The following is a 15204-nucleotide window of genomic DNA, read 5'->3' on the forward strand; positions in this document are numbered from 1 at the left end:
GTGATTTAAAGATAAATTTTCTACTGGGTTAAAACCTCTGTCTAAAGAAATGCCCTAGTAATGATAAATACTTTACTTAGTTTGCATTTGCCTGCCAATCTCGATTGAGGCGACTGAGGAAAAGACGCAGGCGATCGCTTTGAGGATTTGTCAGAACTTCATGAGCGGAGCCTTGTTCTGCCACTACACCTTTATCCATAAATATCACCTGATTGGCAACTTCACGAGCAAATTGCATTTCATGGGTGACAACTACCATTGTCATGCCCTCTGCTGCTAACTGCTGCATAACTTGCAAAACCTCGCCTACCAATTCCGGATCTAGGGCGCTAGTTGGTTCATCGAAGAGCATGATTTGGGGATTCATGCATAAACTACGAGCGATCGCTACCCGTTGTTTTTGTCCGCCAGAAAGCTGCTCTGGATAGGCTGATGCTTTGTCAAAAAGCCCCACTTTTTCGAGATAAAGCCCTGCTAATTGGGCGCTTTCTTTACGGGTTTTCCCTAGCACTTTGCAGGGAGCTAGTATTAAATTTTCTAGAACAGTCAAATGAGGAAACAAGTTAAATTGCTGGAAAACCATGCCCACTTGTGTCCGCAGTTGTCGCAGTTGCCTGTGGTTGAAATGAGGATGGGATAAATCGATACCATTGACTACTAAATGCCCGCCATCAATAGTTTCCAAACGATTCAGGCAGCGCAACAGAGTACTTTTACCACAACCAGAGGGGCCAATGATTGCCACTACTTCTGTGCGATAGATTTTGCCGCTGATACCTTTAAGAACCTTGAGCGAACTAAAGTTTTTTTCGATGTTTTCAAATGCGATCGCGGGAGTGGAGTTGTTCATAACCAATTTCAGCTGCATTACAGTTGATTGTAATCTGGCTGCCATCAGGACGGTTGGTGCTAAAGTTGACTTGATTTCCAAACCGCTTCAGATGAGGAAGTATGGCTAGGTTGGGTATTGTACGCTGGTTGCGCTTGAGTTTAGTTATTGGGTTGAGTTGTTTGCTGCTTGGTGGTTGCAGTTTCAATTCGAGTGTCAATGGCGCGGGTAAAATTTTGAGGGTGGCGACAGAACCTGCATTTCCCCCAATGGAGTTCCAAGGGCAGGGGGGTGAGTTGCAGGGTTTTGATATTGATTTGATGAAAGCGATCGCCAACGAGGGTGATTTTAAAGTCGAGTTTCAAAGTTTGCCTTTTGATGGCATTATTCCGGCTTTGCAAGCAAAAACAGTGGATGCAGCAATCAGTTCCATCACTATTACAGAAGAACGTGCAAAAACTATTTCTTTTTCGCGTCCTTACTTTAAAGCAGGTTTAGCAATAGCTGTCCGTGCAAATAATCAAGATATTACTAATTTTGATAGTCTCAAAAATAAAAAGATTGCCGTACAAATTGGTACTACTGGTGCAGATAAATCTAAGAGCATTTCTGGCGCACAAATTCGCAGCTTTGATTCTGCGCCTTTAGCACTTCAAGAGTTACTCAACGGCAATGTAGATGCGGTAATCAACGATGCTCCAGTAACTTTGTACGCAATTAATACTGGTAATCTCCAGGGAATTAAAGTTGTACAACAACTACTAACTGAAGAGTATTACGGCATTGCTACATCGAAAAATTCGCCAAATTTAATATCAATCAACCAAGGTTTGACAGGAGTGCTAAAAGATGGCACCTATGCCAAAATTTATCAAAAATGGTTCAAAACTACGCCACCCAAATTACCAGAAAAATTACCCTTTACAACTGCAACTCCTACTGGAGCATCTACATTTATCACTTCCATTAATTTGATTTTCCAGTCTATTCCAATTTTGTTGCAGGGAGCATTAGTAACACTGCAAATAACCATAGTCTCTGTAGTTTTTGGTTTAATCGGTGGTTCCCTAATTGGGATTTTACGCCTTTCCAATCTCAAACCTGTACGTTGGCTAGCAAGAGCATATGTAGATTTTTTCAGAGGAACGCCCTTGCTGGTACAAATTTTTATGATTTATTTTGGTATACCCGCCATCATCCAAGAGTTAGGTTTAACATTTACCTTTAATCGTTTTGCAGCAGCAGTAATAGCATTAAGTTTGAATAGCGCCGCTTACATTGCAGAAATAGTCCGCGCTGGTATTCAATCTATAGAAACAGGACAAGCAGAGGCTGCACAATCATTAGGTTTAGATTCTGTGCAAACAATGCGCTATGTGATTTTTCCCCAAGCTTTTCGGCGGATGATACCGCCATTAGGTAATGAGTTTATTAGTTTGCTCAAAGATACTAGCTTAGTTGCAGTTATTGGTTTTGAAGAATTGTTCCGTAAAGGACAATTAATTGTGTCAGAAAATTATCGCGCCTTTGAAATTTATGCTGCTGTGGCTGTAGTTTACTTATGCTTGACACTACTTTCTTCACAAGCTTTTAGTAAGTTAGAAGTGTGGATGAATCCGGTGAGGCGATCGCGCAAAGTTAAATAGTAAAAAAACGAACCACAAAGAACACAAAGGACACAAAGAAATAAGAGTTTGAGGGAGTTTTTACGTAAGTCCTGATTCTGCCTCTTTTTCTTACCTTTGTGTTCTCTGCGTCTTTACGGTTTATTACTTTATCTATCAACGCAATTTATGTTTTAACAATTAGCTTCTTTAACGTACCTAACCACCAAAGGTGCTAATTCACTTTCAAGTTCAGTGATAATAGCCCGATCGCATTTTGACCAAATTCGCTTTTGACCGAAGACAGCTGGTTGTAAAATACCCCACAGTTGCCCGTCTTGACACAAATGAGCGTGAATTAGCGCCCGATGTCCAAATTGCTTGCGCTCAAATTCTTTATTCACTACCTCTGGACTTGCGGTTTCTACATCTTCAACATAAATTGAAGGATCGGTTCTAATTGCAGCAGCAAACATCGGATCTTCTTTTAGTAACGAGTCTGGTTCTAATTTCCACTCAGAGTCTATAACCTCTGGAATCTCCAGACTTCGCCGCCAGCAATAGGGAACCTTGCCCAGCTTAGTTTGAGGATTTCGCATATAAAGAAAACAGCGATCGCACTGCAATATTTCCCCCAGTATCGGAAGTAAGGCAGAAAAGACAGAATTCGGTTCAGTGTGGGTGTCGAGAATATTTCTAATTGCTTTTGGTAAAGTTAGATCGGTCATTGCAAGACTTGTGATTTTTTGAGTATTTTCTCAACCACCTGCAATTAAAAACATCGTCCCAGCGACAGTGATTAGGGGCTAGGAAGAGGAGGGGGAGACAAGGGGACAAGGAGACAAGGAGCACCAAGAGCAAGAATGTGAATCACAATTATCCGCATCTCCTGTCCCCTGTTCCCTATAACCTGTAACCTGTACCCTATCACCTGTCCCCAATACCTACTTAGCAGCTAGTATTGTAGTGCTAAAAACAAACAGGAGCGAGTTGCATGAGTCGTCGTTTGTTAGTAACCGGTGGTGCGGGTTTTATTGGCTCAAATTTTGTTCATCATTGGTGTCAGCATTATCCTAATGATCGAGTGGTGGTATTGGATGCTTTAACTTATGCAGGAAATCGGGCAAATTTGGCAGGGCTGGAAGAGCGAGAAAATTTTCGCTTTGTGCAGGGAGATATATGCGATCGCTCGTTGGTGGATCGGCTACTCCAAACCGAAAATATTGATACGATCACCCATTTTGCTGCTGAATCTCATGTAGATAGATCTATATTGGGGCCTGGTGCTTTTGTACAAACCAATGTAGTGGGTACATACACCCTACTCGAAGCTTTTCGCCAACACTGGCAAGCAAATTCGCAACCTGCTAATTACCGTTTTCTGCACGTTTCCACTGATGAAGTTTACGGCAGTCTTGGTGCTGACGATCCTGCTTTTAGCGAAACTACTCCCTATGCTCCCAATAGTCCTTATTCAGCCTCGAAAGCTGGCAGCGATCACTTAGTTCGTGCCTACTACCATACCTACGAGCTACCAACCATTATTACAAATTGCTCTAATAATTACGGCCCCTATCAGTTTCCTGAAAAACTCATTCCTCTGATGTGTATTAACACTTTAATGGGTAAACCATTACCAGTATATGGCGATGGCAAAAATGTTCGCGATTGGCTTTATGTGGGCGATCATTGTAGTGCTTTAGATGTAGTGATTAATCGCGGGGCACCCGGAGAAACCTATAATATCGGCGGTAACAATGAGGTGGAAAATATTAACCTAGTGCAGATGTTATGTGAGTTAATGGATGAATTAGCACCAGAGTTACCTGTACATCCTGCCCAGAATTTGATTACTTTTGTTAAGGATAGACCAGGGCACGATCGCAGATACGCAATTAATGCTACTAAAATTAAAACTCAGCTTGGCTGGACACCTTCTGTTACGGTTGCAGAAGGTTTACGATTGACTGTGAAATGGTATCTTACCCACCACGATTGGTGGCAACCTCTACTGTCAGAGGAATATCAAGCTTATTACCAGAAAAATTATGTTTTCTCTGCTAGTTAAAAATTTTAATGTTGCATGAAAGTTGCATATGACTTTACGAAGTAAGAATTTACTGACATCATCAGTTTCGAGATTTTTGTTGTCATAGAATTCAACCATTTAAATCTAAGAGATACCAGTGGTGTTAAAATCACTGGTTTTTTATTATTAAGATCCCCGACTTCTTAGAGAAGTCGGGGATCTAGGGATCTATGTTTTTAGTTTATTTATTTTGACTTACTGATATCTGTGATGAAACCAAATACTATTGATTAGGAAATCCAGAATTATAGTTACTTTTCATCGTGTTGTTTGGAGTAACCACATCTTGATTTAACGTTTGGAGATTGTTCGGTATAACGCTGGATGATGACTGATTACTATTTAAATTAACAGAGTGATTGGGAAATTGATTTTGAATATTAGTAAAGCGGGAATCTAAATTACTATTAGGGACGGAAATAGAATTTTGTAGCTGATTTGTTACTGTTACCGCATTATAATTACTGCCATGAATCACAGGAGTTCCTACTTGTGTCGTTAACCCCATATTTGGTAAGAAAGTTTGACTGGGGGTAGGCAGCGATCGCTCAAAGGAATTCATCTGAGTTAAACTTGTGCTATTGCCAGTTGGTAAATTCTGGTTTGTCGATTGGTTGAGTGCTGTTTGTAAAGCGCTAACTGGAGAAGTACCTTGACTGGGAGTAGAAATTTCTCCCGCTCCTATTGGAGTTGGCACCATCCCATTTACTCCTGAGATTTGGCGATCGCTTGGAAAACTCTTTAACTGCAATAAATTTTCGGCTTGTACCACAAATGGATTTTCTAGTATTGGAACGTGGGCAGGATTAGCTAGCTTTAAGCCTGAATTGGAATTGTTATTGCCTAAATCATTTAATACATCCTTGCTATTGTTGTTTTTGGTATTTTTCTTTGGCGTACTAGCTGTTGAAGTTATATCTGCACGATCAAAGTCATAAAAAAGAACTGGCAAGTTATCAATATCCGCAGCGATCGCCCTATCTTCTACCGATAAAGAAGAGTCAGTAGATTTTTGTGAAGACACTTGCTGTTTTTGTCCAGAAGTTAAAAAATCTGGATGTGTCCAATATTCTCTAATTACCAGCCCTACAACAGATAAAAAAATTGCTGTTCCCCAAAAACTTGGTTGGCTTAGGTTCCATAATTTAGCTTTGAGATTGCCTAAGAAAGTGGGATTGAAAGGACGGTTTGACATGGACAGATCCTAAACTAGTCAATGCATTAAGGTTGAAAGAATTGTTTCTCTCTCATTCAGGTAAGAGAGAGTTAGGGCTGATGGAGTTTATTGTCAACTCAAGTACTAGCTGCGCGAGCAGAAAATAAATTTCCTGGTGGTTGTTAATGTATATTTTTTTGCTTACTTTAATAATACCTTGAAAGCTATGTAATGTTTAACCCTTGTCAATTAAGACTTTTATTCTAAATCTTTAAAATAAAGTAGTTATTACTAAGTAGCTCACAGTGTAATAAAAATTATTGACAGTCCATCGAATCAAAAAACCGCAGCCAGTAGCGTGCGTTATGGACATTATTTCTCCGTAACCTTGGTAAAAACAGACGTGTTGAGGAAACTAACTGCGCGGCGTTGCTGATTTAGGCTATGAAAATAATTTTTCGTAATGCCAAAACCCCTGCCCAGACGCGATATATCGCGTCTCTACACATCAAATTCATACCGCGATTCAGCAACGCCAACTGCGCTATGTTTATCTGTAGTTCTGGGTAGTTTTGGTACTGACAATGACGATTGGGGTTTGGATCTTAGGCGATCAGCTTTGGGAAAAACAAGCAGCTTTGCAAAGTTGTTCTCATCAAGAGAATGTGCCTGTAATTTTGATTGAGTCGCTGCATCATGTCCGAGTCAGACCTTATCATAAACAAAAGCTAGTTTTGATTTGGTCGGCAATGCGGCATTTTGCTGAAGAATTGTGCCAACTCGGATACTCAGTCACATATAAAATCGCGGAAGATTTTGAAACACCACTTCAAGAGTGGATCGAGGCAAATCAAATTACCCAATTACGGGTAATGATGCCGAGCGATCGCCCATTCTCCCAAATGATTCAAAGTTTAAAACTTTCTTGCCATCAGCTTTTGATTCCTAACAATCATTTTTTGTGGAGTACAGAAGAATTCAACAATTGGGCAAGAGGTAGAAAACGCTTAGTTATGGAAGATTTCTATCGGGAAGGAAGGCGACGTTTCCAAATTTTAATTGAGAAAGATAAACCAGTGGGGGGAAAGTGGAATTTTGATCAAGAAAATCGCCAACCACCAAAAGGAAAGCTAAATACACCACCTGCACATTGGTTTGAACCAGATGAAATTACTCGCGAGGCGATCGCCAAAGTTAATTCTCTTTCTGTGCCAACCTACGGAGAAGTGGAGCCGTTTCGCTGGGCAGTAACTCGCAAACAAGCACTTCAAGTATTATATTGGTTTATTCAACATCGTCTCAAAAATTTTGGTTCCTACCAAGATGCGATGGTAACGGGAGAAGAGACAATGTGGCACGCGCTGCTTTCTCCTTACATGAATATCGGTTTGCTTCAACCTTTGGAGATAATTCAAGCAGTTCAACAAGCATATGAGCAACACCAACTACCTTTAAATAGCGTAGAAGGTTTCATTCGTCAGGTGCTAGGTTGGCGAGAATATATGCATGGTATCTATCACTATGTAGATGCAGACTATCCAGAAAAAAATTGGTTTAACCACACACAACCACTACCAGAATTTTTTTGGACAGGTAGAACTAAAATGAATTGTTTGCACCAAATTCTCACGCAAGTACAGCGCACTGGTTATGCTCATCATATCCAACGATTGATGGTGTTGAGTAATTTTGCTCTCATTGCCGGAATTTCGCCACAATCAGTAGAAAATTGGTTTCATGCAACGTTTATTGATGCTTATGACTGGGTAATGCAAACAAATGTCATTGGTATGGGTTTATTTGCGGATGGAGGGGTTTTGGCATCTAAACCCTATGCCGCATCTGCTAACTACATAAATAGGATGAGTGACTATTGCAAAAGTTGTGTTTACAACCACAAAGAACGTGTCGGCAAAAATGCTTGTCCGTTCAACTTTTTCTACTGGGATTTTTTAGATCGACACCGCGAGCAACTCCATCTCCAAGGGCGGATGAGCTTTATTATGAAAAATTTAGATAAAATGTCTCAAGAAGAATTACAAAGCATCCGCCAACAAGCCCAAGACTGGCACGCTCAAGAAATATCCTCCCCAAAGTTTGGATGATTCCTCAACGAATTCTAGCTCCTATTTTCAATTAGCTTCCATCCACTGAATACACTTTTGCATTTGCTCTTTCATAGTTTCTGCATCTGCATGATACCTCCGTCCATGACCAGGTAAAACCCATTCAAAAGTGTAATTAGCCAATTTACGCATTGACTTAATTAATTCTGTCCAAGAGTAAAAGCAATATTGACGAAAAGCAAATAAATGCCCAAGTTCATCACTCCAAGCCAGATGATCGCCAGCAAAGAGAAATTTGTTTTTGTACAACAAAACAGTATGTCCTTTACTGTGACCGGGAACTGGAATAATTAATAAATCGGGAGCTAATTGAATCGGCTCCGCACCTGCCAGCTGAATTTCTACATTACGAGTATCGGCAGTGATGTCGTCTTTGTGGAGGATGCGCTGACATCCAAAATGCTGTGCATACTTTTGATGATCTGCCACATCATCCATGTGAGTCAGAAACATATAGCGTATTCCTCCCATCTCTTCTAAACGCTTAACTAAAGGCGGCGTAAAGCGAGGGGAATCTACCAAAACATTACCTTCTGGTAGCTGAATAAAGTATCCTGCCCCACCATAAGATTTTTCTGAATGGTAGCCACAATCGTAAACGTTATCTTCTACAGGAATTGGAAAACTTAGCTGAACTGTTTTGATATCTTCGGGCTTCTCAACTGTACCAATAGAACTGGTTGGGCAAGCTAACAGTGCTTGCAGTGCTTTCAATCTTTCCTTTTCATTAACTGGTTGGTGATAAACAGCTGACATTCCCTCGGCTTCAGTAAAAACTTCGGGAGCCATCCAACGGCAAGTATCGCAGTCTATACAGGTGGTATCTACATAAAAGTCGCCGCTAACATTTTCGGGGCGACGCAGATTTAAATGAGCCATTTTATTAAACCTTTTTTAGCTAGACATTTCTTGGAAAAGCATGAATAACTATATAACTAGACTAGCAAATACAATTGTAGGGTTTGGTAGCTGATATCTGTCTGGAAAGGCAGAGGGCAGTAGGCACAAGGGAAAGATTCACTTTTTCTGTGTGATAGCTGCCCACCTCCACATAAACCGTTAACTAGCGCTACTTAAGTATTAGTTTCAGCCCAAGACATTCTTACTAGAGAAGGTCGTAATTTCCTGCCGAAATACCTATGGTTGAGATCGAAAAAGATTATCCTCACATTATATTTAACGACTATGCAAGCCCAATCGGAAGTACACACTGTTAATCCTAAACTGGAAAGAATCGCCAACATTTTGCGCCTTGTGAGTTGGGTGAGCTTGTGGTTACAACTTGGATTGGGAGCAGCTTCTGTTTTAATGTTGATCTTCGCAATTTCCGGTCGTAGCTTCAATCAAGCAGTAACACCTACTCCTGGAGCACCAGGTGTAGTACCAGGTGTAGTACCAGGTGTGAACTACAATCAAGAAACAATCCCTGGAGTTAACATTAGTATCTTTTGGGGAGTGTGTGGAATTATAGCCTTATTATTTACTAGCTATTTAGCTTTTAGAATTACTCGCTTTGCCAAACGACTCCGTCATCCCGATTCGAGCTTGCATCCAAAGAAAGCAGATGTCATGAAAGTGCTGCGAATTGCTGTAATTGCAGGTTTTGTTGGAATGCTGTTGACTATTTTAGGAGGAGGATCGGGTTTGGGTGTTTTACTCTCAAAATCTATTGCTCAACCACAAGGGGTAGCAATTTACGATCCGACTCGGATTATTCGCTCGTTGGATATCTTTGTCGCAATGGCAAGTATGACGGGCATCACTGCTCATTACGTTGGCACAGCTGCTGCTTTAGGGCTATTTAATTGGTTGCATCCTGAGTTGTAAAGACAAAAAAATAAATTGTAGAGACTTTCCATATAGGCGTCTCTACAATCATAATTTTACGTATTTTTTTGTTCTGAATCTAACCAAGCAATGGCAAACCTCTTAAAGAATAGAGTAAATTGCCAACTATGTTAAGTAGCAGAAATGCCAAGATGGGGGAAAAATCGATACCACCCAGTGGGGGAATTATATTACGGAAGATATTCAGATAAGGGTCGGTAATTTGGCTTAAAGCAGCAAATGGTTGGTTGTACCAGTTGATATTGGGGAACCACGACAACAGCACTCTGATAATCAGTAATGTGCTGTAAATTTGGATAAAAGTAGCCAGTGTGGCAATCAGTAAATCCATGGATGGGTCAGTTTCCTTTCTAGCGTAAGTGTAAACAGCGGTCTTATATTTTGATTTTAAGGTAGCTGACGCTGTGGTGTATGCAGTTTATCGCTGCTATTTCCCACAACGAAGTTGTTTTGCTCCTGTAATCTTCGATTTAGGCATCTTTGGTAAGTGGCTTTTCGTGGCTGCCCTGACTAGAATTGCTATTCACGTTGCCTAGTTGCTGCCGCACTTCATCGATTGTTGCATTCAATTGGGCAATTTTATCTTCTAGCGATCGCCGCGCTGTTTCCATTTCCATGCTATCGGTTTCTAAAGCTTTCATGGAACGTCGCCTCAAAGATGCTTTTTTAGTTTCTGGTTCGGTAGTGATTTGACGCTCCTCTTCGGCTACTAATTCGCTATCAGTGCGAGAAGCAACTACCGCACCTACAATCCCACCTACTACACTACCGAAAATCGCTCCGAGGAAAAAACCACTTGCAAAACCATCACGCTGACTCATATTTTTACCGCCAATAAGAAACGCTGCACGTCTGGATTGTTTAGTTACTTTTTTGTTCTAGCTGCATACTAGCTTAAGTCCCAAAGGTGCGATCGCCTGCATCTCCTAAACCCGGTACAATAAATCCTTGGCTGTTGACCTCCCCATCTATAGTAGCTGTGTAAACTATTAGACCAGGATAAGCTGTATTTAACTTTTGCAAAGCCGGATGAGCAGCTACTACACATACAATCCGGATTAGACTTGGATCGACACCCCGCTGTGTCAATTCTTCTAGTGTTTTGAGCATAGAACCTCCCGTAGCTAACATCGGATCGGTAATCAATACCCGTGTTTGGGGGGGAAATTTTTCTGGCAATTTGTTTAAATAACAAGAAGGTTGTAGTGTTTCTTCATTTCGTTCCAAGCCCAAATGGTAAATTGAAGCCAAGGGCAGCAGTGTTTGCGCTCCTTCTAACAATCCTAGCCCTGCCCTCAGAATCGGCACCACAGCCACTGGCACGCTTGGATCGATCAAAGTTGCCGGACAAGAAGCTAAGGGAGTGTCTACTGTTGTCTCTTGGGTTGGCAACCACTCTCTAGCTGCTTCATAAGTGAGCCAGCGTCCCAATTCCGTCATGGCAGTACGAAATAATACTGAAGGTGTGGCAGCATCGCGAGCAACTGCCAACCAATGTTTAATAAGGGGATGGGGTGGAACGTAAACACGCAATTGTAGCGTCATAGCCAGAAACAGGCGTTTTACATATCGGATCACAACTGAAACATCATAATACTCTTTCTGATTGTCCGGCTATCAACTCAAAATTCATTCTTTAAAAAATTATTGAAAAACTTTTTCATTAATAGTTGACAGATTTTCTCAATCAAAGTTATATTAACAGTCAGTGTTCTCCTCTCTTTAAGGATCGGCAGACGGGATTAGCCAGCTTTGCAGGCTTGTCCCTCTTTTTTTTGGAGGGGGTAGGGGCTAGGGGTTAGGGACTAGAGGCTAGAGAAGTAAAAATGTGTGTATTTTATAAGATAACCGTTAAAAATATCACAACATAATCATTTGAAATGACTGATTTCATGCCTCCGATCCCCTTCCCCAGCCCACAATCCCCAATTCCCAATCCCTATTATGATGCGATCGTCATTGGTTCAGGAATTGGTGGTTTGGTAACAGCGACTCAATTAGCAGCAAAAGGTGCTAAGGTACTTGTCTTGGAAAGCTATTTGATTCCTGGTGGTAGTGCTGGTTACTTTGAACGGCAAGGCTATCGCTTTGATGTTGGTGCGTCAATGATTTTTGGGTTTGGACAACGTGGTACAACCAACTTACTTACCCGTGCTTTGAATGCCGTTAATGTCAGTTTAGAAGTAATTCCCGATCCTGTGCAGATTCACTATCATTTGCCCAATGGTCTAAATCTCAAGGTTGAACGGAATTATGAAAAGTTTTTGCAAAATCTAATTGCATATTTTCCTCATGAAGCTAAAGGCATTCGTCGATTTTATGGCGAATGCTGGAAAGTCTTTAATTGCCTAAATAGTATGGACTTATTATCTCTGGAAGAACCAGGCTATCTGATGCGGATGTTTTGGGAGCATCCTTTAGCTTGTCTGAGATTACTACAGTATTTTCCGCAAAATGCTGGAGATGTTGCACGACGATATATAAAAGACCCTTTGTTATTGCAATTTATTGATATGGAGTGCTATTGCTGGTCAGTAGTACCAGCGGATATGACACCCATGATTAATGCTGGAATGGTATTTTCAGATCGGCACTATGGTGGAGTAAATTATCCCAAGGGTGGCGTAGGACAAATAGCTCAAAAACTTGTAGAGGGACTTGTGCTGGCTGGAGGTGAAATTAAGTACCGAGCAAAAGTCACGCAAATTCTCGTAAACAATGGGCGAGCGATCGGTGTTAAACTAACTAATGGTCAAACTTTTTATGCTAGACGTATAGTATCAAACGCTACACGATGGGATACTTTCCGTAAATTACTGCCATTAAAGAAAATGCCTCTTAATGAGAAAAAATGGCAGAAAAATTATCAAAAATCACCCAGTTTTTTGAGCTTGCATATGGGTGTGAAAGCTTCTGTATTACCTGCAAAGACGGAATGTCATCACATTTTGTTAGAAGACTGGAAAAAAATGGCAGATCCAGAAGGTACTATTTTCGTCTCGATTCCCACGCTGCTAGATCGGGATTTAGCACCTGCTGGACAGCATATCATTCACACGTTTACGCCACATTGGATAGATGATTGGCAAGGACTTTCTGTGAAGGATTATGAAGCGAAGAAAGAAGAAGCTGCTTGGCGAATAATTGAGCGACTAGAGAAAATTTTTCCGGGGTTAGATGCAGGGCTGGATTATCTGGAAGTAGGAACGCCACGCAGTCACCGTCGCTTTTTAGGGCGCGAAGATGGTACTTACGGAGCAATTCCTCGGCGCAAATTGCGGGGGTTACTAGCAATGCCGTTTAATAGAACTGCTATTAGTGGATTGTACTGTGTGGGAGATAGTACATTTCCAGGGCAGGGATTGAATGCCGTAGCTTTTTCGGGATTTGCCTGCGCTCATAGAATAGCAGTGGATTTGGGATTGTAATTTAGTTAACAACTTGTGATGCAGCGTGAGTAGCTTGATCACCAATTGTTAGGAGTAACGTTCTACTAAGAATTACACGGAAAGAAAGCGCGATCGCTTATTCCATGCTAGGGTTAAACTAAAGAGAATTATTTTCGGCTATGTAACTACGCCATAAAAATATTGTCATAGACGCCTTCCCGGATCTAAATCTCTACAACCTATTTGGTTCGAGAGGTGCTATATGTCAATTTATATAAGTAATATATCTTATGAGGTTGAAGAAGACGACCTCAAGCGTATATTTGAAGAATACGGAACTGTTAAGAAAGTTCAAGTACCTACGAGCAAGAAAACTGGTAAGAACAAAGGATTTGCTGTTGTAGAAATGGAGACATCTGCCGAAGAAATATCGGCAATACAAATGCTCAGAGGCGCTAAGTGGATGGGTCGTATCCTCAAAGTGAATAGAGCTAGGACTGAATTAGAAGAAGTTTACTCGTGCCATTTATAGTACTTACTTGGAAGCTGAAAAACTTGATTGTTGATATTTTCAACTGCTAATTATTTTGCAATATTGCAGCCATAAATGGGCAATATATAATGACAAGCTCTCCAACATCAAGTCGGAATTTTAGATAACTTCCATATTTAGTATAGCTTTTCATGAATAGAGGTATGAAATCAAAAATTTGACCTCTATAGACAAAGATTTCTTTCTTAAGCAAATTCCTAATCCTTTGAATAGAGAGAAGTACAAATAATAACTATAGATTCAACTATAACTTGCCACAGTTAAGCATAACAATCTAAGTTAAATATATTAACAATAACCAGGTAAAATAATGCAAGTTTTATTAAATAAATCTCTTCAAGCATTGACTCCTTCTTTAACTGGAAGAAGGGAAGAAAATACAGCTATATATACTTGGCATCTAATGAGAATCAAGCATACTTGCCCTTGCTGCTCATATACTTTGCTACGTCATATTGACTTGAAAGGAATCTACTGGCGTTGTAGTCACTGTTACCAAGAAATGCCAGTTTATCAACCCTTACAAAAACATACAGTCACATTCACAAATCAGCAAAAAATGCTTGCTGCATAAAGCTAAAGCCAGATTGATAAAAAGCCCATTACTTAATTAATTTAATAGATTCTTGACGGTAGGAAATTGCTTTGGATTAGCGCTACCGTCTGTAGGATTCTAAAAACTGGCGATCGCATTGCTTGCATTTATAGCATTGTCTGCTACAACAACCATTGTTAAAAAATTTCATTCTCAATCCCCGTAGTATTTGTAATTACACTTTCAGCAATGTCCTCATAGTCAGGGATCTGCGTACCGAATAACTTGTCCCAAAAAGTGAAGTACAATCCATAATGCACGGTATACTTACGATGATGTATTGAGTGATGCATCGGGCCAATCAACCACTTGCCAAACCAGTGGCTTTTAAATGACGAGGAAAATACCTCAAATCCAAGATGATTCAACACTGCCCATACCGTCATCGTCACCAGTACAGCAACTAAGGTGATGAAATGGAGTGGAACTATGAAGACTACACCGACAAAGAAGAGTGCCTGTATGATCGCCTCTGGGAAATCGAAAGCAAAGGATGTCCACGGTGTTGAGTCTCCTGAACGGTGATGCCCATAATGCATCCATTTGAAAAGTGACGGGTGGTGAAACATTCGATGGATAAAGTAAAAGTACGTATCCTGAAGGATGAGCACCAAAATAAAACTAACTCCTAAATACCACAGCCCGTACTCACGCCAGTCAGTGTACAAGAGCGTTACTCCCAAATCATACTCACACAGGATCAGCGCTGCACAAACAGCAAAAACCACTGCCGATAAAACCGATAATTCAATATCCTTGAGAATTGACTGAATCATCGGAGGCTTTCGACGTAAGCTCCGTTTGGCGAGTGACTTCCCCAGAAGTGAATAGAAGAGCAAATAGGCTCCCCCAGCGATGAGAAAGTATCGGGCAACAATCAACCCGAATAAGACAAACAAATAGAACCAAAATGAGTGGTTCATCAATGTAAAGTTTCCTCCTTGAAGTGAGGGAAGCATATTCCACTACCATTTGCAACCTAATCGTTACCTTTGTGGCTGTATGAATCGATTAC

16 protein-coding genes are annotated in these 15204 nt (G+C 40.7%); 7 read left to right on the forward strand and 9 right to left on the reverse strand.

All coding sequences use genetic code 11. The features are described from left to right. Positions 1-76: 76 nt before the first annotated feature. Together UYC_RS0114905 and UYC_RS38590 are read right to left on the reverse strand one after the other, a co-directional pair. Complete coding sequence (locus UYC_RS0114905; protein ID WP_026087319.1) at positions 77-850, reverse strand: amino acid ABC transporter ATP-binding protein; 774 nt, start codon at positions 848-850, stop codon at positions 77-79. Continuing rightward, positions 819-1049 (reverse strand): hypothetical protein, encoded by a 231-nt coding sequence (locus tag UYC_RS38590; RefSeq protein WP_162139005.1) that lies wholly within the window; start codon positions 1047-1049, stop codon positions 819-821. Before UYC_RS38590 ends, UYC_RS0114905 begins: the two co-directional genes overlap by 32 nt. Between UYC_RS38590 and UYC_RS0114910 the strand changes: the two genes are divergently transcribed. Beyond that, positions 952-2475, forward strand: coding sequence for an ABC transporter permease subunit (locus UYC_RS0114910; RefSeq protein ID WP_016872809.1), 1524 nt, complete (start codon positions 952-954; stop codon positions 2473-2475). The genes UYC_RS38590 and UYC_RS0114910 overlap by 98 nt on opposite strands. 152 nt (positions 2476-2627) lie before the next feature. On the opposite strand, the gene UYC_RS0114915 is transcribed toward UYC_RS0114910, so the two are convergent. Then, positions 2628-3161, reverse strand: a complete 534-nt coding sequence (locus tag UYC_RS0114915; RefSeq protein WP_016872808.1) for a GAF domain-containing protein — start codon at positions 3159-3161, stop codon at positions 2628-2630. Positions 3162-3427: 266 nt separating this feature from the next. Between UYC_RS0114915 and rfbB the strand changes: the two genes are divergently transcribed. After that, positions 3428-4501: a dTDP-glucose 4,6-dehydratase gene (gene rfbB / locus UYC_RS0114920; protein WP_016872807.1), complete on the forward strand. Its 1074-nt coding sequence runs from the start codon at positions 3428-3430 to the stop codon at positions 4499-4501. 244 nt (positions 4502-4745) lie between these two features. On the opposite strand, the gene UYC_RS0114925 is transcribed toward rfbB, so the two are convergent. Next, a complete protein-coding gene (locus UYC_RS0114925; RefSeq protein WP_016872806.1) occupies positions 4746-5717 on the reverse strand; it encodes a hypothetical protein in 972 nt (323 codons plus the stop codon). Between the two features lie 545 nt (positions 5718-6262). On the opposite strand from UYC_RS0114925, the gene UYC_RS0114930 reads away from it, so the two are divergent. Then, positions 6263-7783 carry a cryptochrome/photolyase family protein gene (locus UYC_RS0114930; RefSeq protein ID WP_016872805.1) on the forward strand — a complete coding sequence of 507 codons (1521 nt, stop codon included), beginning with the start codon at positions 6263-6265 and terminating at the stop codon, positions 7781-7783. Positions 7784-7810: 27 nt separating this feature from the next. Here the strand turns inward: UYC_RS0114930 and UYC_RS0114935 are convergent, their stop codons facing one another. Next, complete coding sequence (locus UYC_RS0114935) at positions 7811-8683, reverse strand: MBL fold metallo-hydrolase (RefSeq protein WP_016872804.1); 873 nt, start codon at positions 8681-8683, stop codon at positions 7811-7813. 306 nt (positions 8684-8989) lie between these two features. Between UYC_RS0114935 and UYC_RS0114940 the strand changes: the two genes are divergently transcribed. Next, a complete protein-coding gene (locus UYC_RS0114940) occupies positions 8990-9631 on the forward strand; it encodes a DUF3611 family protein (RefSeq protein ID WP_016872803.1) in 642 nt (213 codons plus the stop codon). A gap of 79 nt (positions 9632-9710) precedes the next feature. Here UYC_RS0114940 and UYC_RS0114945 read toward each other — a convergent pair whose 3' ends face one another. The 3 genes from UYC_RS0114945 to upp form a co-directional block, all read right to left on the reverse strand. Further along, positions 9711-9983 (reverse strand): YggT family protein, encoded by a 273-nt coding sequence (locus UYC_RS0114945; protein WP_016872802.1) that lies wholly within the window; start codon positions 9981-9983, stop codon positions 9711-9713. A gap of 139 nt (positions 9984-10122) precedes the next feature. Continuing rightward, a complete protein-coding gene (locus UYC_RS0114950) occupies positions 10123-10473 on the reverse strand; it encodes a ssl2009 family thylakoid membrane protein (RefSeq protein WP_016872801.1) in 351 nt (116 codons plus the stop codon). A gap of 73 nt (positions 10474-10546) precedes the next feature. Then, positions 10547-11197 carry a uracil phosphoribosyltransferase gene (gene upp, locus UYC_RS0114955; protein WP_016872800.1) on the reverse strand — a complete coding sequence of 217 codons (651 nt, stop codon included), beginning with the start codon at positions 11195-11197 and terminating at the stop codon, positions 10547-10549. Between the two features lie 347 nt (positions 11198-11544). Between upp and crtH the strand changes: the two genes are divergently transcribed. The 3 genes from crtH to UYC_RS0114970 all read left to right on the forward strand — a co-directional run bounded on the left by crtH (position 11545) and on the right by UYC_RS0114970 (position 14168). Continuing rightward, entirely contained in the window at positions 11545-13080 is a 1536-nt protein-coding gene (gene crtH, locus UYC_RS0114960) for a carotenoid isomerase (protein ID WP_016872799.1), read from the forward strand. Positions 13081-13303: 223 nt separating this feature from the next. Further along, complete coding sequence (locus UYC_RS0114965; protein ID WP_016872798.1) at positions 13304-13573, forward strand: RNA recognition motif domain-containing protein; 270 nt, start codon at positions 13304-13306, stop codon at positions 13571-13573. Positions 13574-13904: 331 nt separating this feature from the next. Next, positions 13905-14168, forward strand: a complete 264-nt coding sequence (locus tag UYC_RS0114970; protein WP_016872797.1) for an eL43 family ribosomal protein — start codon at positions 13905-13907, stop codon at positions 14166-14168. A 158-nt stretch (positions 14169-14326) separates the two neighbouring features. Here the strand turns inward: UYC_RS0114970 and UYC_RS0114975 are convergent, their stop codons facing one another. Then, on the reverse strand, positions 14327-14965 hold the full coding sequence (locus UYC_RS0114975; RefSeq protein WP_340140775.1) for a sterol desaturase family protein: 639 nt from the start codon (positions 14963-14965) through the stop codon (positions 14327-14329). Positions 14966-15204: the final 239 nt, after the last annotated feature.

It is taken from the genome of Chlorogloeopsis fritschii PCC 6912 (assembly GCF_000317285.1).
Classification (GTDB): Bacteria; Cyanobacteriota; Cyanobacteriia; order Cyanobacteriales; family Nostocaceae; genus Chlorogloeopsis; species Chlorogloeopsis fritschii.